The organism is Xanthobacter sp. YC-JY1, assembly GCF_021730305.1.
GTDB lineage: Bacteria > Pseudomonadota > Alphaproteobacteria > Rhizobiales > Xanthobacteraceae > Xanthobacter > Xanthobacter flavus.
On record NZ_CP032674.1, the window covers coordinates 1,809,486 to 1,829,250 of the forward strand.

Here is a 19,765-nt window from a genome sequence, read left to right on the forward strand (position 1 = left end):
ACCCTAGTCCTCGTCGTCTTCTTCCTCGTCCTCTTCCTCGAAATCGGCGATCTCGAGCTTCTCCACCGCGACGGCGGGCAGGGTTTCCCTGCGGAACTCGCTCACGTCCTCGGCGAACCACACCACCGAAATCTCCGTCTCGGAGGCGGTGACGACGGTGAGGGCGGGGCTGCCGGACTTGAGCTGAACGATGTCTCCGGGGGCGAACGCCATGGCTGTGTCTCCGGGCCGACCGCGAATGGGCCGACGCAGCAGCAGCCTTAGTGCCCCTTTATGACGGGCCGATCACGGCCACTTCACCACCGGGGGCATGGAGGAGAGGATCGAATCCACATTGCCACCCGTCTTGAGGCCGAAGATCGTGCCGCGGTCATAGAGCAGGTTGAATTCCACGTAGCGCCCGCGGCGGATGAGCTGTTCCTCCCGGTCCTCCGGCGTCCACGGCGTCGCCATGTTGGCGCGCACGAGGCGGGGATAGACATCGAGGAAGGCGAGGCCCACGTCGCGGGTGAAGGCGAGATCGTCCTCCCAGCGGCCGGTGCCGGCGGCGGCGGAATCGAGATAATCGTAGAAGATGCCGCCGATGCCGCGCATCTCGTTGCGGTGCTTGAGGAAGAAATAGTCGTCGCACCACGCCTTGTAGCGGGCGTAGTCCGCCACCTTGTGGGCGGTGCAGGCGGCTTCCAGGGCCTTGTGGAAGGCGATGGTGTCTGAATCCTCCTGCGTGCGCCGCCGGGCGAGCACGGGGGTGAGGTCCGCCCCGCCGCCGAACCACGCCTTGGTGGTGACGACGAAGCGCGTGTTCATGTGCACGGCCGGCACATGCGGGTTCGCCATGTGGGCGATGAGAGAGATGCCGGAGGCCCAGAAGCGGGGATCCTCCGCCGCGCCGGGGATCTGGGCGCGGAACTCGGGGGCGAACTCGCCGAACACGGTGGAGGTATGCACGCCCACCTTCTCGAACAGCCGCCCGCGCATGAGGGCCATGGTGCCGCCGCCGCCGGGCGCGCCGGTATGGTCGGTGCGCGACCAGGGCGTGCGGACGAAGCGGGCGGGGGAGGGGCCGTAAAGCGCGGGATCGGCTGCTTCCTCCAAAGCCTCGAAGGCGGCGATGATGCGACCCTGCAATTCCTCGAACCAGGCGCGGGCCTCGGCGCGGCGGGCATCGAGCAGCGCATTGCCGGGCTCGGCGGGGGCGGCAGGCTCGGTGGCGGCAGGCTTGGGATTTTCCATGGGCGTTCCGCCTTCGGTGTTCTTCTGGCTGGCGGCGCTTCTATCGCCTCCCTGCGGCGGAAGAAAGCTCAGGCCGGCAGGCCGCCGGTCTGCCGCAGCGCCTCGGCGAGGACGATGCCGGCACTGACCGCGACATTGAGCGAGCGCATACCCGGCCGCATGGGAATGCGCACCCGCGCATCCGCCGCGTCATGCACCTCCGGCGGCACGCCGGCGGATTCGCGGCCGAACAGGATCACGTCTTGGGGCTCGAAGGAGAAGCCGAACAGCGGCTCGGCGCCGGCGGTGGTGAGTAGGACGAGGCGCCGGCCCTCGGCGCGTCGCTCCGCATCGAAGGCGGCAAAGGAGGCGTGCCGCCGCCAGACCACCTGGTCGATGTAGTCCATCCCCGCGCGGCGGAAACCGGCATCTCCCACCGGGAAGCCTGCCGGCTCGATGATGTGCACTTCCGCCCCGAGGCAGGCACCGGTGCGCAGGATGGCACCGGCATTCTGCGCGATGTCCGGGCAATAGAGGGCGATGCGCAGGGTCAAGAGAGGGCTCCGGCGGGGACGCCGCCGGAGCGGGTCGTCAGGTCAGTTGCTGCAGGTCATCTTGTTCCAGGTCGAGCTGAGCGGGAACAAGGTGAGCGTCAGCTTGGTCGGCGCGGGGACCGAATTGTAGCTGCTCTGCTCGCACACGTCGTCATACGGGAACGTGTAGGCCTTGCCGTTCAGGGACGCCGAGTGGATGTACTGGGAGTAGAGGTTCTGCGGCAGGCCCTGGTACGGCTTCACCGAGCAGTTCGAGATGCTGTTGGTGCTGTTGATGAAGGTCGAGCGGAGGAACGCGGCCTGCATCCACCTCTGCAGGCTGGCGACGGGTCCCGAATCGCCGCTGGCGAACGTGGGGCCATTCTGCCAGAGATCCTTGGACGACGGCTTGTTGAAGACCGTGGCGGCGCCGCCCGTCGTCGGCTTCAGCGTGATCTGGGTGCTAGAGGTCGTTCCGGTATAGGGGGTCGTGACGCTCCCGACCTGGTTGTTCAGGGTGAAGCTCTTGCCCGCCTTGGAATAGGTGCTCAGAACCAGAGCGATGTAGCTGTCCCAGTAATTGGTCGGAAATTTATAGCCAGCCTCCATCCCGTGGTTGGGGCTGAGCACCTGGGTCGGACGCCCCTTTTTGTCGGTGATAAGCAGAGTGCTCCACGGAGGCGTTGCGACGAGGGCCTTGACGACGGTCTGGGCCGAGTTGGAGTCGGTAAAGCCTGCCGTCACCGTCTTGGAGGCGTTCTGCAGCACCATCTTCATGGGGATGCCGAGTGAATCCACCTGCGTCGTGTTGACGTTGAAGTTGTTGTCCGGCCCCCACGTATATTCGGCGAAGTCGATCACCGAGGTGTGGTTCTTGCTCGACGTGTTCCAGGGCGCCGGCGAATTGGGCGCAAGAGGCCCGCTGCCGTTGCCCGTCGGAGTAACTGTGAGATAGGAGGGCTGGCAGAAGGAAATATAGATCCGCCCGGAATTCAGGCGCGGAACATTGAAAGTATACGTGCTGGTCGAATCGGTATTGAAGCCGTAGTCGGACGGCGTGTTATTCGATGTGTTCAGCGGTTTTGTTTGTCCTGCCGCATCGCTCACCAGATAAGATGTGGGATTGGCCGGGTCCTGGCCATAGACGGTGACATACATCTTGCCGGTAATGCCGGTGTTGTTGACGATCGTCACTGGAACCGTCTGGGCATGGGCGGCTCCTGCCGCGCCGATGCTGGCCACTGCCGCGAGGCAGGCCAAAGTGCGTCTTGCCATTCGTTTCTCCCCGTTCTGATTGGGCGCGCGGCACACCCGCCCTCGCGGTCCGGGACGGGTGGGGCCGACACCGGCAGGACGGGGCAGACTGCGCCAAAGGAAAGCACGGCCACGCTACCGCTCGACTGGCGGTAGTGCAATGCTTGATCTTAACCATAGGTCGGAGGCGCGGGTCTCGGAGATCCTTGGCGGCTGCCGTTTGGCGGTATCCGTGGGGCACCCCGTCCCGACCTTTCGCAGCGACATGGAGTTGTCGCAGTGCAGGACCGCGTGCCGCATCGCCATGATCTGGACAAGATGGGGCTAGGGTGCAATTAGAGGCGCTTGAAATTGGCGGCTCGCATGTCCATGCGGCTGCCCTGTTGCGTGCGGCCTGTTGCCGGCGGTTTCAGAGGCCGGCGGCTGCGGGACGTGCATCGGGACGACAACATTATCGGGGACTGCGCCGTGGCACATACGGAGACGTCGGACACGACGACGCGTCGGGACTTCCTCTACATCGCAACCGGCGCCGTGGGCGCCGTCGGTGCCGCCGCAATGGCGTGGCCCTTCATCTCCCAGCTTCAGCCCGACGCGTCCGTGCTCGCGCTCTCCACCACCGAGGTGGACCTCTCCCCCATCGCCGAGGGGCAGATCGTCACGGTGCAGTGGCGCGGCAAGCCCATCTTCATCTCCCACCGGACCCCGGCGGAGATCAAGTCGGCGGTGGACACGCCCCTCTCCGACCTCAAGGACCCGCAGCCCGACTCGGCGCGCGTGAAGACGGGCAAGGAGCAGTGGCTGGTGGTGATCGGCATCTGCACCCATCTCGGCTGCGTGCCGCTCGGCCATCAGGGCCAGTACAACGGCTGGTTCTGCCCCTGCCACGGCTCGGTGTACGACACCTCCGGCCGCATCCGGCAGGGACCGGCACCGCTCAATCTCGAATTGCCGCCCTACGCCTTCACCACCGACACCAAGATCGTGATCGGCTGACGCGCGCATCGTCGCCGCTTTCAAAAAGGTTGGACTCATGGAAGGACATTCCACCTACCAGCCCAAGGGGAAGGTCGCGCAGTGGTTCGAGAGCCGCTTGCCGATCGTCGGGCTGATCCATTCCTCGGCCATCGCCTATCCGGTGCCGAAGAATCTCAACTACATGTGGACCTTCGGCGCGATCCTGAGCTTCATGCTCGTCTGCCAGATCGTCTCCGGCGTCGTGCTGGCCATGCACTATGTGGCCTATGCCCCGGTGTCGTTCGCCCGCGTCGAGCACATCATGCGCGACGTGAACTACGGCTGGCTAATCCGCTACATCCACGCCAACGGCGCCTCGATGTTCTTCATCGCGGTCTACATCCACATCTTTCGCGGCATGTACTACGGGTCCTACAAGGCCCCGCGCGAGGTGCTGTGGATCCTCGGCGTCATCATCTACCTCCTCATGATGGCCACCGCCTTCATGGGCTACGTGCTCCCCTGGGGCCAGATGTCGTTCTGGGGCGCCACGGTCATCACCAACCTCTTCTCGGCCATTCCCTGGGTCGGCACCACCATCGTGGAGTGGCTTTGGGGCGGTTACTCGGTCGGTGATCCCACGCTCAACCGCTTCTTCTCGCTGCACTATTTGCTGCCCTTCATGATCGCCGGCGTGGTCGGCCTCCACATCTGGGCGCTCCACCATGTGGGCCAGAACAATCCGGACGGCGTGGACATCAAGAACGTGGCGAAGGACTCGGTGCCCTTCACCCCCTACGCGACGATCAAGGACATCTTCGCGATGGTGGTGTTCCTGATCTTCTTCTCCTGGTTCATCTTCTATATCCCGAACTATCTCGGCCACTCGGACAACTACATCCCGGCCAACCCGCTCTCCACGCCGGCGCATATCGTGCCTGAATGGTACTTCCTGCCGTTCTACGCGATCCTGCGCTCCATCCCGGACAAGCTCGGCGGCGTGCTCGCCATGTTCGCGGCGATCGCGGTGCTGGCCTTCCTGCCCTGGCTCGACACCTCCAAGGTGCGCTCGGCCAAGTACCGTCCGCTGTTTCGCCAGTTCTTCTGGGTGTTCGCGGTGGTTGCCGTCCTCCTCGGCTACATGGGCTCCCAGCCCGCCGAGGGCGGCGCGCTCATCATCTCGCGTATCCTGACGGCCTACTACTTCATCCACTTCCTCGTCATCCTGCCGCTGCTCGGCCTGTTCGAGCGCCCCAAGCCCGTGCCGGCCTCCATCGCGGATGCCGTGCTCGCCAAGGCGAAGGGCGGAGCGGTGGTGGTCGCCGGGGCGGCCGGTCCCGAGACCAAGTGATCGGCGCGGAGAGAACAGCAATGACCATTCGTAGCTCTCTCTTCGGTGCCGTCGCGGCGGCACTGCTCCTGACAGCGGGCGCCTCCGGCGCCCGCGCCCAGGATGCCCACGCCCAGCCGCGTCCGCATCGCATGTCGTGGTCCTTCGCGGGTCCCTTCGGCATGTACGATCCGGCGCAGCTGCAGCGCGGCTTCAAGGTGTTCAAGGAAGTCTGCGCCGCCTGCCACTCGGCCAATTACCTGTACTTCCGCAACCTCGCCCAGGAGGGTGGCCCGCACTTCACCGAGGCGCAGGCCAAGCAGGTGGCGAGCGAGTACCAGATCACCGACGGTCCGAACGATGCCGGAGACATGTTCCAGCGTCCGGGCCGCTTGTCCGATCACTGGCCGGCGCCGTTCCCGAACGACAACGCCGCCCGCGCCGCCAACGGCGGTGCCCTGCCGCCGGACTTCTCGGTGCTGGCCAAGGCCCGCTCCTACCATGTGGGCTTCCCCGGCTTCATCACCGACGCCTTCATCCAGTACCAGGAGCATGGCGTGGACTACATCCACGCGCTGCTTACGGGCTATGAGGATGCTCCGGCCGGCGTCCATCTGCAGCCGGGCCTGAACTACAACGTCTATTTCCCCGGCCACCAGATCGCCATGCCGAAGCCCCTCAGCGACGGCCAGGTGGACTACACGGACGGCTCGCCCCAGACGGTCGACCAGTATTCCCAGGACGTGGCGGCCTTCATGATGTGGGTGGCCGAGCCGCACCTCGACCAGCGCAAGCGCATCGGTTTCCAGGTCATGATCTTCCTGATCGTGCTCGGCGGCCTGCTCTACTTCACCAAGAAGAAGGTGTGGTCGAACGTCGCTCACTGATCGGGCGCGCCCGCGCGACGTCCGACCGAACGATCAAGGGCCCCGCAAGGGGCCCTTTTTCGTTTCGGCTCCTCACCGATCACGACTGCGCGGGATGGGCGCTTTTGGCGGCTGCGCTGCTTTCCCCCGTGCCGTCGCCGCCTTAGCTTCTCCGCCAAACCGGAGCCTGTCATGACCCCTGCCGACTTCGCCGCGTCCATCCGCACCATCGAGAATTATCCCAAGCCCGGCATCCTGTTCCGCGACATCACCACCCTGCTCGGCGACGCCCGCGCCTTCCGAAGGGCGGTGGACGAGCTGGTGCAGCCCTGGGCGGGCGCGAAGATCGACAAGGTGGCCGGCATCGAGGCCCGCGGCTTCATCCTCGGCGGCGCGGTGGCGCATCAGCTCTCGGCCGGCTTCGTGCCCATCCGCAAGAAGGGCAAGCTGCCCCACCAGACGGTGCGCATGGCCTACGCCCTCGAATATGGCGAGGACGAGATCGAGATGCATGTGGACGCCATCACGCCCGGCCAGAGGGTGCTGCTGGTGGATGACCTGATCGCCACCGGCGGGACCGCCACCGGCGCGGTGAAGCTGCTTCAGACCTGCGGGGCGGTGGTGGAGGCGGCGTGCTTCATCGTCGACCTGCCGGACCTCGGCGGCGCCGAGAAGCTGCGCGGGATGGGTGTGTCGGTCCGCACGCTGGTGGCCTTCGAGGGTCATTGATCGAGAGCTGACCCGGGAGCCTCAGATTAGCCGGAGGCCCTTCAGGCTCGCGTGCCCGTCCTTGCCGACGATGATGTGATCGTGAACCTCGATGCCCAGCGGCTTCGCCACGTCGATGATGCGGCGGGTCATGTCGATGTCAGCGCGCGAGGGGGTGGGGTCGCCCGAGGGGTGGTTGTGGCAGAGGATGAGCGCGGAGGCGGAAACCTCCAGCGCCCGCTTGACCACCTCGCGGGGATAGACGGGGGCATGGTCCACCGTGCCCGTCTGCAGCACCTCGTCGGCGATCAGCTGGTTGCGCTTGTCGAGGAAGAGCACCCGCACCTGCTCGCGATCGGCATAGGCCATGGCGGTGCGGCAATAGTCGATCACCGCGCTCCAAGATGACAGCGCCGGCCGCCGCTTTACCTGCCCCTTGGCGAGCCGCTGGGCCGCCGCCTCCACCACCTTCAGCTCGGTGATGATGGCGTCCTTCACGCCGGGCACCTCGGCCAGCAGCTGCACCGGAGCTGCCACCACCTCTGCGAAGGAGCCAAAGCGGTCCACCAGCGCCTTGGCAAGCGGCTTCACGTCCCGCCGCGGGACGGCACGGAACAGCACCAGCTCGAGCAGCTCGTAGTCGGCGAGGGCCTGCGACCCGGCCGAGCGGAAGCGCGCGCGAAGCCGGTCGCGATGCCCGTGGAAGTGGGGCGCCTCGTTCAGGCCGTCTTCCGGAGCTTCGGCCATCCGGCTCCCTCAGGCGGTGATGTAAGGCGGCTTGTGATAGCCCTTGGGGCTCAAGGTGAAGATCTCGACGCCGGTCTCCGTCACGCCAACGGCATGCTCGAACTGGGCGGAGAGCGAGCGGTCCCGCGTCACCGCCGTCCAGCCGTCGGAGAGCACCTTCACATGCGGGCGGCCGAGATTGATCATCGGCTCCACGGTGAAGATCATGCCCGGCACCAGCTTCGGCCCCTCGCCGCGACGGCCCACATGCACGATGTTGGGTTCGTCGTGGAAGACCTGCCCGACGCCGTGGCCGCAGAAGTCGCGCACCACGCTCATGTGCTGCGGCTCCACGAACTCCTGGATGGCGGCACCGATGTCGCCCACATGCGCGCCCGGACGGATGGCGCGGATGCCCCGCATCATCGACTCATAGGTCACGTCCAGCAGCCGCTCCGCCCGGCGGGGGATGGCGCCTACCGGAAACATGCGGCTCGAATCGCCGTACCAGCCGTCGACCACCAGCGTGACATCCACGTTGACGATGTCGCCGTCGCGCAGCGGGCGGGCGTTGGGCATGCCGTGGCACACCACATGGTTCACCGAGGTGCAGACCGAATAACGGTAGCCGCGGTACATGAGGGTGGCGGGGTAGGCGCCATGGTCCATGGCGAAGTCGAAGATGAACTCGTCGATGGCGGTGGTGGTCACCCCCGGCCCGATCATTTCCGCAACGGCATCGAGCGCCTTGGCGGTCAGCGCGCCGGCCCGCCGCATGCCCTCGAAGCCTTCCGGCCCGTAGAGCTTGATATGGCCGGTCTTGCGCAGCGGCGCGTTTGCCGCCTCAACATAGTTCATGGCGCTGCCTTCACGGACGACGCGCGAAGCCGTCCTCAATCTCGGAATTCAGTCTACACAATTAGTCCTTGCCGGCGTCAAAGCAAGCTTGGTCGTCATCTTGGCCTTGCGGAATCTCGGGCCCGGGCGGGTTTCCGGCGATTTCGTGCGGCCGGCGCGACCCGGTAAGATCGCCCGATCCGAATCGTGATGAGCTCCATGTCCATTCGCCGCCTGCCCCCCGTCCTCATCGACCGCATCGCCGCCGGCGAGGTGGTGGAGCGGCCGGCTGCGGTGGTGAAGGAGTTGGTGGAGAACGCGCTCGATGCCGGGGCGCGCAGCATCGAGGTTGTGATCCAGGCCGGCGGGCGGCGGCTCGTGCGCGTCACCGACGACGGCTCGGGCATGGGGCCGGACGATCTCGCCTTGTGCGTGGAGCGCCACGCCACCTCCAAGCTCTCCGGCGAGGACCTGCTCGCCATCGCCACCCTCGGCTTCCGGGGAGAGGCGTTGCCCTCCATCGGCGCCGTGGCGCATCTTGCCATCGCCAGCCGCCCGCCGGGTGCCGCCCATGCCTTCGAGGTGCGCGTGGATGGCGGCGTGGTGACGCCGCCGCGTCCGGCCGCCTTGGGTGGCGGCACGCGGGTGGAGGTGCGCGACCTCTTTTATGCGACGCCCGCCCGCCTCAAGTTCCTTAAGTCCGACCGGGCGGAAGGCGTGGCAGCTGCCGATGTGGTGCGGCGCCTGGCTCTGGCCCGGCCCGACGTGGCCTTCACCCTCGCCACCGACGAGCGCGCCCCGGTGACGTTTCCCGCCCGCCCGGACGACGAGGCCGGCCGTGCGCAGCGGCTCGCCGATGTGCTGGGCGCCGATGCGGGGCGCAATGTCATCGCCGTCTCCGGCGTCCGGGAAGGGGTTCGGCTCGATGGCCTCGCCGGCCTGCCGACCTTTTCCAAGGCCAATTCGCTGAGCCAGTATCTGTTCGTCAACGGCCGCCCGGTGCGCGACAAGCTGCTGATGGGCGCGGTGCGCGCGGCCTATGCGGACCTGTTGCCGTCCGATCGCTATCCCGTGCTGGCGCTGTTCTTCACGCTCGATCCGCGTGACGTGGATGTGAACGTCCATCCCGCCAAGACCGAGGTGCGCTTCCGCGACGGGGGCAACGTCCGGGCGCTCATCGTGCGCACGCTTTCCGATGCGCTGGCCGCCCGCATCCCGTCCACCGCCGCCAGCATGGCGGATCGCCTCGTGGCGCTGGCGCAGACGCCCAGCCTTCCCGCCCGCACCGCTCCGGGCCTTGCGGAGCCGGAGCGCGGCGGCGCCTTCGCCGGCTTCCGGGCGGCACCACGGCTCGATTACGACTGGCGGCAGTCGCCAGCGCGTCCCGAGCCCTTCCGGTCGGGCGAGGAGCAGGTGCGCCTTGAGATTGCCGAGCCTTCGGCCGATGCCCGCGCCGATGCCGCGCCCGTCTCGGCCGTCGATCTCGACCGGCCTCTGGGGGCAGCCCGCGCACAGCTGCACGAGACCTATATCGTCGCCCAGACCCGCGAGGGCCTCGTCCTCATCGACCAGCACGCCGCCCACGAGCGTCTCGTCTACGAGAAGCTGAAGGCGGCCATGGAGCGGGATGGAGTGGCGCGGCAAGGGCTGCTGATCCCGGCCGTGGTGGACCTTGACCCGGCCGATGCCGACCGCCTCACCGAGCGCGCCGCCGACCTCGCCGCTTTGGGGCTGGTGCTGGAGTCGTTCGGCCCGGGCGCGGTGCTGGTGCGGGAGGTGCCGGCTTTGCTGAAGGATGCGGATGTCACCCGCCTCGTCACCGACCTCGCCGAGCATGCCGCCGAGTGGGACGATGCGCTGCCGCTGGAGCGGCGCCTGCTGCATGTGGCCGCCACCATGGCCTGCCACGGCTCGGTGCGGGCGGGGCGGCGGCTGAGGGTCGAGGAGATGAACGCGCTGCTGCGCGAGATGGAGCAGACGCCCAATGCCGGCGAGTGCAACCACGGCCGGCCGACCTTCGTCACGCTCTCCCTGAAGGACGTTGAGAAGCTGTTCGCGCGGCGGTAGGGGAGGCTGTTCCCACGCGTGGCGCGGTCATCGCCCGGCTGTTCCGGGGGATCCACGCATCCGCCTGTGCTGTCAACAGAGAATGGATGCCGCCCGGCCCAAAAGGGAATCGCCCGCACTAGGCGGGCGATGACGGCCACGGGTGTTGGACTAGCGCGGGAGCCCGCCCGTCTCAGGCCTTCTTGAGCAGCTTCTGCAGGTCGCGGCGGATCAGTTCGTTGCCGGCGATGATGTGGCCGTTGTCCAGCATCTTGTCGCCGTCATCCATGTCGGAGACATAGCCGCCCGCTTCGCGCACCAGGACGATGCCGGCCGCCATGTCCCACGGCGACAGGTTGCGCTCCCAGAAGGCGTCGAAGCGGCCGGCGGCGGTCCAGGCGAGGTCGATGGCGGCGGAGCCGGTGCGGCGCAGGCCCGAGACCTGCGGCTGCACCAGTTCGAGCTCGCGGTTGAACTGGGCATGGTCGCCCCGGCCCATGTGGGGCACGCCGCAGCACACCACGCAATCGGCCAGCTTGCGCCGGGCGGCGACGCGGATGCGCCGTTCGTTGAGATAGGCGCCCTGGCCGCTCTCGGCCACGTAGAGCTCGTCGCTCACCGGATTGTAGATCACGCCCGCTACCGGCACGCCGTTGCGCACCAGCGCCAGCGAGATGGAGAAGATCGGGATGCCGTGCAGGAAGTTGGTTGTGCCGTCGAGCGGGTCCACCACCCAGGTGTTCGCCGGGTCGGTGCCTTCCACCGCGCCGCGCTCTTCCATCAGGAAGCCGTAGTTGGGCCGGGCGCGGGAGAGTTCGGCGAAGATGGTGTCCTCGGCCTTGCGGTCGGCGGCGGAAACGAAATCGCCGGGGCCCTTCATGGAGACCTGAAGCTGCTCCACCTCGCCGAAGTCGCGGGCGAGCGTGCGCCCCGCCTTGCGGACGGCCTGGACCATGACAGTGATGAGGGGCGAGCGGATCATGAAAAACCTGACGTGAGGCCGAAAGCCGGCGCGCCCGGCGCCGGGGCAGCGGGCAGGGAAAGCGATTGAACCAGCGTTTGCCCGCCTTAGCTGCCCCCGTCAAGGCGCGTTCGGCCGCGCCCCGGGATCGTTTGGAGGTAGCCGTCTAAGCTCAGGAGCGCAGCGGCGACCAGGCCGGGTCCGAGCCATAGCTCGGGGTGGGCAGGCGCTGCTCGTTATAGCCGGTCACGTCCACGGTATAGAGGGACGGGCCGGAGGCGCCGCCCGGATCGCGGAAGAACATGAGCACGCGGCCGTTGGGGCAGAAGGTCGGCCCTTCATTGTGGTAGCCCTCGGTGAGCACGCGCTCGCCGGAGCCGTCGGTGCGCATCACGCCGATGGCGAAGCGGCCTTCCGCCTGCCGCGTATAGGCGATCCAGTCGCCCTTGGGCGACCACACGGGCGTCGAATAGCGGGCATTGCCGAAGGAGATGCGCTTGGCGCCGGAGCCGTCCGCATTCATCACATAGATCTGCGAGGTGCCGCCGCGGTCGCTCTCGAAGCAGATCTGCCGCCCGTCCGGCGAATAACAGGGGGCGGTATCGATGGCCGCCGTATCGGTGAGGCGGGTGGTGGCGCGCGAGCGCAGGTCCATGACGAAGATGTTCGAGTTGCCGCCCTGCTGGAGGCTCATGATGACCTTCTGCCCGTCCGGCGCGAAGCGGGGCGAGAAGCTCATGCCGGGGAAGTTGCCGACGATCTCCCGCTGGCCAGTTTCGATGTTGAGCAGGAACACCTTGGGATCACCCTGTCCGTAGGACATGTAGGTGATTTCCTGGCTGGTGGGCGAGAAGCGCGGCGTCAGCACCAGGCTGTCGCCGCGGGTGAGGTAGCTCACATTGGCGCCGTCCTGGTCCATGATGGCGAGGCGCTTGATGCGGCGCTCCTTCGGCCCGCTCTCGTCCACGAAGACGATGCGGGTGTCGAAATAGCCCTTCTCGCCGGTCATCTTCTCATAGATGGCGTCGGCGACGATGTGGGCGATGCGGCGCCAGTTCTCCGGCTGGGCCACGAACTGCTGGGCCGCGAGCTGCTGGCCGGCGAACACATCCCACAGGCGGAACACCACCTGTACCCGCCCGTCGGCCTGCCGCGTGACGCGGCCGGTGAGCAGGGCCTGGGCGTTGATGACGCGCCAGTCCTGGAAGCGGGGCGTATCGGGGTTGGTGATCTGCTCGACGAACGCCTTCGGATCGATGGGCGCGAACAGGCCGCAGCGGCGCAGGTCCGAGGTGATGACGCCGGAGATGTTGCGCCCCAGCTCCGGCTCGCCCAGCAGGTCGGTGATGGCGATGGGGATGGGCTTGAAGGCGCCGGGGGTGATCTCAATGCGCGCGGCCTGGGCATGGGCCGCGCCGAAGCCGCCATGGAGGATCCCCGCGGCGCCGGCGGCCATGCCCGTCATCAGGAAGGCGCGGCGGCCGAGCCCACGCGCCAGCGTCCCGCCGAGGGGCGAGGCACCGGCGTGAACATCGTCGAGTGGGCGCTGGGAGTTTTCCGGGCGTCCGGACCGCGTCATTTTATCCTCGTTCTCTTCGGGGCCGGGCGGCGCCGCGTGCCGGCGAACCGGGGGCGCCGGCCTCTCTATTGGCTGAACATCTTGTCGCTGAGGGTGATGCCGAGGGTCTTCCACTGGGCATACTTCTCAGGCCGGAACATCTTGTACGGCTGGCACTGGGTGATGGCGCGCACGCCAATGCTCGCCACCGCCTGGAACGTGGGGTTGGACGCGCCCGACTGGCCGGGCACCACGCGGGGCGTCGCCGAGAGCGTGCCGTCCTGGTTGAAGGAGATGTCCACGTCCACCAGCGTCGGCGCGTTGAGGTTGCCGGGAATCTCGGTCCAGCAATCGCGCAGCCGGCGCTTGAAGGCGTCGATCTCGCTCACGCTGAGCGTTGCCGCCTGTCCGTTCGGCACGCCGATGGAGGAGGTGTTGGAAATCTCGCTCGCGCTCGCCACCTGGCGGGTGGGCGTGCGCTTGTCGATCAGCTGCTTGATCTGGTCGGTGTTGAACTCGCGCGGCTGGGAGTTGGCCTCGATGGGCTTCGGCGTCTCGCGCGGCGGCGCGGGCTTCTTGGGCGGCAGCGGCGGGGCAGCATCAGCCTTCGCCTGATCCTGCGGCTGCTCGTGCTTCTTCGGCTCGTTCTTCAGCGCCACCTCTGCCGTTTCCTTGGGCGGGGGCGCCTGCTCGGCCTTCTGCTGGGTCTGCTGCTCGGCCTTCTGGGGGGGCGGGGGCGGAGGCGGGGGAGGAGGGGTGGTCGCCTCCACCGGCGGCTTGTCGCTGACCTTCAGCTTGGGGTCTTCCACCGGGGTCGGCGGGGCGACCTTCTCGGCCACCTGCTTGGGCTTTTCGGTCTTCTGTCCGCTGGTGAGGCCGCGGGTGAGCTTGGTGTAGTCGGAGGCCGAGATCACATCCACGGGCACAGTCTCGGTCATCGGCTCAAGCGTCTTCACCCCGGAGAAAGACACCAGGGTCAGAGCGAGCACGCCCACATGGAGCGCCGTCGATGCCGCGAGGCTGCTGCGCATGGGATTGATGGTTCAGCCCCCCTGCTCGACTTCGGTGACCAGAGCCACCTTCTTGAAACCCGCCCCCGAGAGGCGGCCCATGACACGCATGATCTGTCCGTAATTGGCGTTCTTGTCGCCGCGGACGAAGATTCGCTCCTCGAAGCCGCCGCGCGCCTGCGTCACCGCTTGCAACTTTGAGACCAGATCCTCGTACTTGATCTCGCTGTCGCCGAGATAGATCTGCCCGTTGGGCCGCACCGAGAGGGTGATCGGCTCCTTGTTGTCCTGGTTCACCGCGCTCGCCTGCGTCTGTGGCAGGTCGATGGGCACGCCCACCGTGAGCAGCGGCGCCGCCACCATGAAGATGATGAGCAGCACCAGCATGACGTCCACCATGGGCGTCACGTTGATTTCGGCCATGACAGGGGCGGCGCGCCGGCGCGAGCGCCGGCTCTGCCAACCTGCTGCCCCTCCGCCCGACATGCCCATGGTTCAGCCCCGCTCGTCGATCTGGCGCGAGAGGATGGCGGAGAACTCGTCCGCGAAACCCTCCAGCCGCTGGGCCTGGCGCCCGACCTGGGAAATGAACTTGTTGTAGAAAATCGTCGCGGGGATGGCGGCAATGAGGCCCATCGCGGTCGCGAACAGCGCCTCCGCAATGCCCGGCGCCACCACGGCGAGCGAAGTATTCTTGGATGCGGCGATGGACTGGAACGAGGTCATGATGCCCCAGACCGTGCCGAACAGGCCGACGAACGGGCCGGCCGAGCCGACGGTCGCGAGCACCAGCAGGCTGTTCTCCAGCCGCTCCACCTCGCGGGCGATGGTGACGTTCATCACCTTGTCGAGCCGCTGGTTGAGGCCGGCGAGGGAACGGGCGCCGCCCTCATAAGTGCGCTTCCACTCGCGCATGGCGGCGACGAAGATCGCGGCCATGCCGTGGTTGGAGCGTCCCGCGAGGGTGCGGTAGAGGTCTTCGAGGCTCTGGCCGGACCAGAACACCTGCTCGAAGCGGTCCATCTCCCGCTTGTTGCGCGAGAACAGCATCCACTTGTTGATGATGATGGCCCAGACCCAGATCGAGGAGACGATCAGGCCGATCATCACCAGCTTGACCACGATGTGGGCTTGCAGGAACAGGCCGAGGAAGGAGAAGTCGGCGGCTGGCGGCGGCACGGCGCTGCCGATCGGATCCTGGGCGAGCGCGGGCAGGGTACCGAGAAGGAGGAGGCCCACCGCCGTGGCGATCGCCGGCGTCAGGCGGGAAACGGTGCCGGTGCGGCTCGTCACATCAATCATCCTCGGCTCCGCGGCGCCCTCCTCAAGGAGGGGCCGCTTCTGCGCTCGGGAGGGGGCGTACCCGCCCGGAGCATCCGGCTCCCGCCTCGGCTGGATGCCGCGCGGGTTTCGAGCGCCGGACGTCACATTCAAAGTTCGCGGGCCCTTTGAACGGGCGAAACTGTCTAAACTTTGACGGGCGTGCCGGTCTGCGCTGCGGTGCGAAGGCGTCGCAGCCCGGTGAAGCTGTGCATGAACGCGCTTAATGCGGCGTTAGCGCAGCGCCGTGGCGGTAACGAAAGTCGCGATTTCCCAAGCGTCAGCGGCGGATTTCGCCGAGCGCCTCCGCCTCGCGGGCATCAGCGAGGGTCGCCTGACGCAGGGAATCAGGGATGCGCTTGGCGCGGCCCTCGGAGACGAAGGCCACCCGCACGGTGGCGGAGACCAAGAGTTCCTCCCCGCGCTTCACCTGCTGAAGCAGGGTGATCGAGGCACCCGCCACATCCTTGGAAAGGGTGACGATCTGCAGCACGTCGTCGATGCGCGCGGGCTTCAGGAAGTCGATCTGCATGGCGCGCACGACGAAATGGAAGCCGGGGGCTTCCTCCGCAGCCTGCGCGAAGAGTTCGCCCTGCACCACGCCCAGAAGCCGCATGTAGTCGGAACGGCCACGCTCCATGAAGCGCAGATAGTTGGCGTGATAGACGATGCCGGAGAAATCCGTGTCCTCGTAATAGACGCGCACGTCCAGCGCATGGCCGCCGGGAATGAGGCGGCCGGCGAGGTGGAGGCTCGTATCGGACGGGGAGGGAGTCGGACGCTCGATCATGGCGCCTCCCATAAACGAGACCGCGCCCCTTGTGAACAAAGGGCGCGGTTCGGCCGGTACGGAACCTGGGGGGCGTTGGCGACCATACCGACGTTCTTGACCGGCAGTCCTGCCGGTATTTCGGTCAGCCGTTGCTGGACGCGTCCGGCTGCGTCTCGTTGGCGCGGCGACGACGCTCGGCCATGAACTCGTCGAACTCGGCCTTGTCCTTGGCCTGACGCAGGCGATCGAGGAAGTCGCGGAACTCCTTCTGCTCCTCTTCGAGGCGGCGCAGTGTGTCCTGGCGATATTCATCGAAGGCGCGGTTGCCGCTGGAGGGAGCCGAACGGGTCCAGCATCCAAAGCCCTTCATCGTCTCTCCTCCCTGTTCCTGCCAGCGGGCGAAGCTGCGCTTGCCGCATCCGAACCGTCCGCTGCCGATGGCGAAGGCGAGGATGGCGAGGCCCAGCGGCCACCAGGCCATGAAGCCCAGCACCGTGAGCGCGATCCACGCCGGTTTACCGTAGCTGTCGAGCTTGTAAGCGAGCTCCATGGCTGTCGTTCCCGGTTAATGTAAATAACATTCACATAGATAGGTCGCAGGGTGCTTCTTGTCAATGGGCGCCTGCCGCGACCCTACTCGGAGGGGGCGCCGAGGCCCTTCAGATAGACGAGGAATCCGGCTTCAAGAAGGTCGTCCGCGTCCATGGGCAGCTTCCGCCGTCCGCCATCGGCGCGGCCGAAAAGCGAGGCGATGCCATGAGCGAGGGACCAAGTGTGCAGCGCGACCATCAGCGCCGGCGGACGGCCGGGGCCGGGAATGTGAGAGACCAGAACTTCGGCGGCCTCGCGCAAAGCGCCGAAGGCCTTGTCCCCCGCCTGCTTCAAACCCTCGTGACGGTCGGGGGAGAGGCCGGATTCGAACATGGCCACATATTCCGCCGGCCGGCTGCGGGCGAAGGCCAAATAGGCGCGGCCGACCCGCTCGAACGCTTCCGAGGCCTTGGGGCGGCCGCCCTGCCAGGCGGCCTGCAAGGTCTCAGTCAGCCGCTCGAACCCTGCGGTGGCAACGGCTGCGAGCAGTTCGTCCCGGTCGCGGAAATGGCGGTAGGGGGCGGCGGGGCTGACCCCCGCGCGGCGTGCCGCCTCGGCGAAGGTGAAGCCGGCGACACCCTTCTCGGCCACGAGATCGAGCGCGGCCTGCATCAGGGCTTCCCGCAGGTTGCCGTGATGGTAGGAGCGCGTTTCGCCGTTCCGGGTCCAGCTCATGTCAATGTGCTTTACATTCCGCGCGCGCTGCCGTCGACTCGTCCGTCACTCGCCTTCGTCGAACAGCGGCATCTGCTTGACGGATGGCGGCTCCGCAAGCCCGAGGTGCCGGAAGGCGGCGCCGGTGAGCATCCGCCCGCGCGGCGTGCGCTGGATGAGGCCCTGCTGCACGAGGAAGGGCTCGACGATCTCCTCGATGGCGTCGCGCGGCTCCGACAAGGCGGCGGCGAGCGTGTCCACGCCCACCGGGCCGCCGCCGTAGAATTCGGCGATCACCGTGAGATAGCGCCGATCCATGGCGTCGAGGCCGGCGGCATCCACCTCCAGCGCGAGGAGGGCGCGGTCTGCAATCTTGCGGTCGATGCGCTCCGCCTCCGCCACCAGCGCGAAATCGCGCACGCGCCGGAGCAGCCGGCCGGCGATGCGCGGGGTTCCGCGCGCACGGCGGGCGATCTCGGTGGCGCCGTCCGGGGCGATGGCGATGCCCATCACCCGCGCCCCGCGCACCACGATCTTCTCCAACTCCTCCACCGTGTAGAACTGGAGGCGGACGGGAATGCCGAAGCGGTCGCGCAGCGGCGTGGTCAGCAAGCCGGAGCGAGTGGTGGCGCCCACCAGGGTGAATTTCGGCAGCGAGATCTTTACCGAGCGGGCGGCGGGGCCTTCTCCGATCACGAGATCCAGCTCGTAATCCTCCATTGCCGGATAGAGGATTTCCTCCACGGCGGGGGAGAGACGGTGAATCTCGTCGATGAAGAGCACGTCGCGCTCTTCGAGATTGGTGAGGATGGCGGCAAGGTCGCCGGCCTTGGCGATGACCGGGCCGGAGGTGGAGCGGAAGCCCACCCCCATCTCGCGCGACATGATCTGCGCCAGCGTGGTCTTGCCGAGGCCGGGCGGCCCCACGAACAGCACGTGGTCCAGCGCCTCGCCGCGCGCCCGTGCCGCCTTGATGAAGATTTCCAGATTGGCGCGCGCCTGCGCCTGGCCGACGAACTCCGACAGGAGCTGCGGGCGCAGGGTGGAATCGGCGGCATCATCGCCGCGCTTTTCGCCCGAGAGGAGGCGGGTGTTCATGACGAGAGCCTTGCGCTCCTCGGGACCAGCGACTCGCGCGACTGTAGTGCCTGCCGGCCGGGTACGGAAGGGGAACGGACCGGCCCGGCGTGATCTGGATTAATGCGCGCGCGGGCAGCACGTGGAAAGCTGCCGCCTCCATCTCAGGAGGTCGCCATGGGCCGTGCCATGAAGGAGCTTCCGCTCGCGGAGGTCTACAAGCTGATCGAGCCGGGGCCGGTGGTCCTGCTCACGACGGCGGCGCGGGGGCGGGCCAACGTCATGGCCATGTCATGGCACATGATGGTGGAGTTCACCCCGCCGCTGATCGCCTGCATCGTCTCCTCCGCCGATTTCAGCTTCAGGGCGCTGCGCACCACGAAGGAATGCGTCATCGCCATTCCCGCCGTGGCGCTGGCAGAGAAGGTGGTGGCCGTGGGCAACTGCTCCGGCGAAGAGGTGGACAAGTTCTCCGCCGTCGGGCTCACGCCCGTTCCCGCGGCGCTGGTTCAGGCGCCGCTGGTGGCCGAGTGCTTCGCAAACCTTGAGTGCCGGGTGGTGGAGACGCGCCTCGTCAACCGCTTCAACCTGTTCGTGCTGGAAGTGGTGAAGGCGTGGCGCGACCCGGCGCAGAAGGCGCCGCGCACCATTCACCATCGCGGCTACGGCACCTTCTCGGTCGATGGCGAGGAACTGAAGATCGCCTCGCGCATGCCCTGAGTGGCCTACTTGGCCAGTTCCTTGAGCCCGAGGCGGATCAGCGTCTCGGTCTTCGCGTCCTCACCGGCCGAGCGCAGGGCGGCGGCGATGGCGGCGTTGGCCTGGGGCGCGCCATAGCCGAGATTGACGAGGGCGGACATCGCATCCGCCGCCGCGCCGCCGGCGACGGGGGCCGCCGCCGGGGCGCCACCGATGTCGGCGAGGGAAACCGAGCCCGCGCCGAAGCCGGGCATCTTGTCCTTCAGTTCGGTGATGATGCGGGTGGCGACCCGTGGCCCGACACCGGGCGCGCGCGCGACTGTCGTCTTGTCGCCCAGCGCGATGGCCTGCGTCAGCTCCGAGGCGGTGAGGGTGGAGAGCACCGCGAGCGCCGTCTTGGTGCCGATGCCTTGAACCCCTTGCAGCAGGCGGAACCAGTCCCGCTCCGCCGCCGAGGAGAAGCCGAACAGGCGGATCGCGTCCTCCCGGACATGGGTCTCGATGAACAGCGCCGTCGCCTCGCCCGCCCGCGGAAGGGCGGAGAGGGTGCGGCCGGAGCAATGGACGAGATAGCCCACGCCGTGCACGTCGATGATGGCGTGGTCCTCGTTCAGTTCGTCCACCACGCCTTTGAGCTTCCCGATCATGTGCGAC

Annotated in this window: 22 protein-coding genes; 6 read left to right on the plus strand and 16 right to left on the minus strand. The window is 67.4% G+C overall.

The window, feature by feature from the left end; genetic code table 11:
- Window positions 1-3 precede the first annotated feature (3 nt).
- The 4 genes from D7006_RS08430 to D7006_RS08445 form a co-directional block, all read right to left on the minus strand.
- On the minus strand, window positions 4-213 hold the full coding sequence (locus D7006_RS08430) for a YodC family protein (protein ID WP_169121378.1): 210 nt from the start codon (window positions 211-213) through the stop codon (window positions 4-6).
- A gap of 72 nt (window positions 214-285) precedes the next feature.
- Window positions 286-1,233: an oxygen-dependent coproporphyrinogen oxidase gene (hemF, locus tag D7006_RS08435; protein ID WP_237356278.1), complete on the minus strand. Its 948-nt coding sequence runs from the start codon at window positions 1,231-1,233 to the stop codon at window positions 286-288.
- A gap of 68 nt (window positions 1,234-1,301) precedes the next feature.
- On the minus strand, window positions 1,302-1,766 hold the full coding sequence (locus D7006_RS08440; protein WP_237356279.1) for a tRNA (cytidine(34)-2'-O)-methyltransferase: 465 nt from the start codon (window positions 1,764-1,766) through the stop codon (window positions 1,302-1,304).
- Between the two features lie 42 nt (window positions 1,767-1,808).
- Window positions 1,809-3,020: a beta-1,3-glucanase family protein gene (locus tag D7006_RS08445; protein WP_237356280.1), complete on the minus strand. Its 1,212-nt coding sequence runs from the start codon at window positions 3,018-3,020 to the stop codon at window positions 1,809-1,811.
- 447 nt (window positions 3,021-3,467) lie between these two features.
- On the opposite strand from D7006_RS08445, the gene petA reads away from it, so the two are divergent.
- The 4 genes from petA (at window position 3,468) to D7006_RS08465 (ending at window position 6,881) form a co-directional block, all read left to right on the plus strand.
- Entirely contained in the window at window positions 3,468-3,995 is a 528-nt protein-coding gene (gene petA, locus D7006_RS08450; protein ID WP_169121374.1) for a ubiquinol-cytochrome c reductase iron-sulfur subunit, read from the plus strand.
- 37 nt (window positions 3,996-4,032) lie between these two features.
- Window positions 4,033-5,307, plus strand: coding sequence for a cytochrome b/b6 (locus tag D7006_RS08455; protein ID WP_169121373.1), 1,275 nt, complete (start codon window positions 4,033-4,035; stop codon window positions 5,305-5,307).
- Between the two features lie 20 nt (window positions 5,308-5,327).
- A complete protein-coding gene (locus D7006_RS08460) occupies window positions 5,328-6,173 on the plus strand; it encodes a cytochrome c1 (protein ID WP_237356281.1) in 846 nt (281 codons plus the stop codon).
- 171 nt (window positions 6,174-6,344) lie between these two features.
- Window positions 6,345-6,881, plus strand: coding sequence for an adenine phosphoribosyltransferase (locus D7006_RS08465; protein ID WP_229643181.1), 537 nt, complete (start codon window positions 6,345-6,347; stop codon window positions 6,879-6,881).
- 21 nt (window positions 6,882-6,902) lie between these two features.
- On the opposite strand, the gene radC is transcribed toward D7006_RS08465, so the two are convergent.
- Together radC and map are read right to left on the minus strand one after the other, a co-directional pair.
- Window positions 6,903-7,607: a DNA repair protein RadC gene (gene radC / locus D7006_RS08470; protein WP_024279755.1), complete on the minus strand. Its 705-nt coding sequence runs from the start codon at window positions 7,605-7,607 to the stop codon at window positions 6,903-6,905.
- A 9-nt stretch (window positions 7,608-7,616) separates the two neighbouring features.
- Entirely contained in the window at window positions 7,617-8,444 is an 828-nt protein-coding gene (gene map, locus D7006_RS08475) for a type I methionyl aminopeptidase (RefSeq protein ID WP_237356282.1), read from the minus strand.
- 198 nt (window positions 8,445-8,642) lie between these two features.
- On the opposite strand from map, the gene mutL reads away from it, so the two are divergent.
- On the plus strand, window positions 8,643-10,490 hold the full coding sequence (gene mutL, locus D7006_RS08480) for a DNA mismatch repair endonuclease MutL (protein WP_237356283.1): 1,848 nt from the start codon (window positions 8,643-8,645) through the stop codon (window positions 10,488-10,490).
- A 172-nt stretch (window positions 10,491-10,662) separates the two neighbouring features.
- Here mutL and D7006_RS08485 read toward each other — a convergent pair whose 3' ends face one another.
- The 9 genes from D7006_RS08485 to ruvB all read right to left on the minus strand — a co-directional run bounded on the left by D7006_RS08485 (window position 10,663) and on the right by ruvB (window position 18,433).
- Complete coding sequence (locus tag D7006_RS08485; protein ID WP_210257556.1) at window positions 10,663-11,451, minus strand: inositol monophosphatase family protein; 789 nt, start codon at window positions 11,449-11,451, stop codon at window positions 10,663-10,665.
- Between the two features lie 151 nt (window positions 11,452-11,602).
- Window positions 11,603-12,895, minus strand: a complete 1,293-nt coding sequence (gene tolB, locus D7006_RS08490) for a Tol-Pal system beta propeller repeat protein TolB (RefSeq protein ID WP_237356881.1) — start codon at window positions 12,893-12,895, stop codon at window positions 11,603-11,605.
- 179 nt (window positions 12,896-13,074) lie between these two features.
- Window positions 13,075-14,019, minus strand: a complete 945-nt coding sequence (locus tag D7006_RS08495; protein WP_237356284.1) for a cell envelope biogenesis protein TolA — start codon at window positions 14,017-14,019, stop codon at window positions 13,075-13,077.
- Between the two features lie 12 nt (window positions 14,020-14,031).
- Entirely contained in the window at window positions 14,032-14,490 is a 459-nt protein-coding gene (gene tolR, locus D7006_RS08500) for a protein TolR (RefSeq protein WP_029557868.1), read from the minus strand.
- A 3-nt stretch (window positions 14,491-14,493) separates the two neighbouring features.
- Window positions 14,494-15,105: a protein TolQ gene (gene tolQ, locus D7006_RS08505; protein ID WP_371745108.1), complete on the minus strand. Its 612-nt coding sequence runs from the start codon at window positions 15,103-15,105 to the stop codon at window positions 14,494-14,496.
- A 493-nt stretch (window positions 15,106-15,598) separates the two neighbouring features.
- Window positions 15,599-16,108 carry a tol-pal system-associated acyl-CoA thioesterase gene (ybgC, locus tag D7006_RS08510; protein ID WP_169121366.1) on the minus strand — a complete coding sequence of 170 codons (510 nt, stop codon included), beginning with the start codon at window positions 16,106-16,108 and terminating at the stop codon, window positions 15,599-15,601.
- Between the two features lie 124 nt (window positions 16,109-16,232).
- A complete protein-coding gene (locus D7006_RS08515) occupies window positions 16,233-16,640 on the minus strand; it encodes a DUF2852 domain-containing protein (RefSeq protein ID WP_237356285.1) in 408 nt (135 codons plus the stop codon).
- Between the two features lie 83 nt (window positions 16,641-16,723).
- The gene (locus D7006_RS08520) at window positions 16,724-17,356 is read right to left on the minus strand and encodes a TetR/AcrR family transcriptional regulator (protein ID WP_237356286.1); all 633 of its coding nucleotides are present in this window, start codon (window positions 17,354-17,356) and stop codon (window positions 16,724-16,726) included.
- 45 nt (window positions 17,357-17,401) lie between these two features.
- Window positions 17,402-18,433, minus strand: coding sequence for a Holliday junction branch migration DNA helicase RuvB (gene ruvB, locus D7006_RS08525; protein ID WP_237356287.1), 1,032 nt, complete (start codon window positions 18,431-18,433; stop codon window positions 17,402-17,404).
- Window positions 18,434-18,601: 168 nt separating this feature from the next.
- Here ruvB and D7006_RS08530 point away from each other — a divergent pair, with 168 nt between their 5' ends.
- Window positions 18,602-19,132, plus strand: coding sequence for a flavin reductase family protein (locus D7006_RS08530; protein ID WP_237356882.1), 531 nt, complete (start codon window positions 18,602-18,604; stop codon window positions 19,130-19,132).
- A 5-nt stretch (window positions 19,133-19,137) separates the two neighbouring features.
- Here D7006_RS08530 and ruvA read toward each other — a convergent pair whose 3' ends face one another.
- A complete protein-coding gene (gene ruvA / locus D7006_RS08535) occupies window positions 19,138-19,758 on the minus strand; it encodes a Holliday junction branch migration protein RuvA (protein WP_237356288.1) in 621 nt (206 codons plus the stop codon).
- Window positions 19,759-19,765 lie beyond the last annotated feature (7 nt).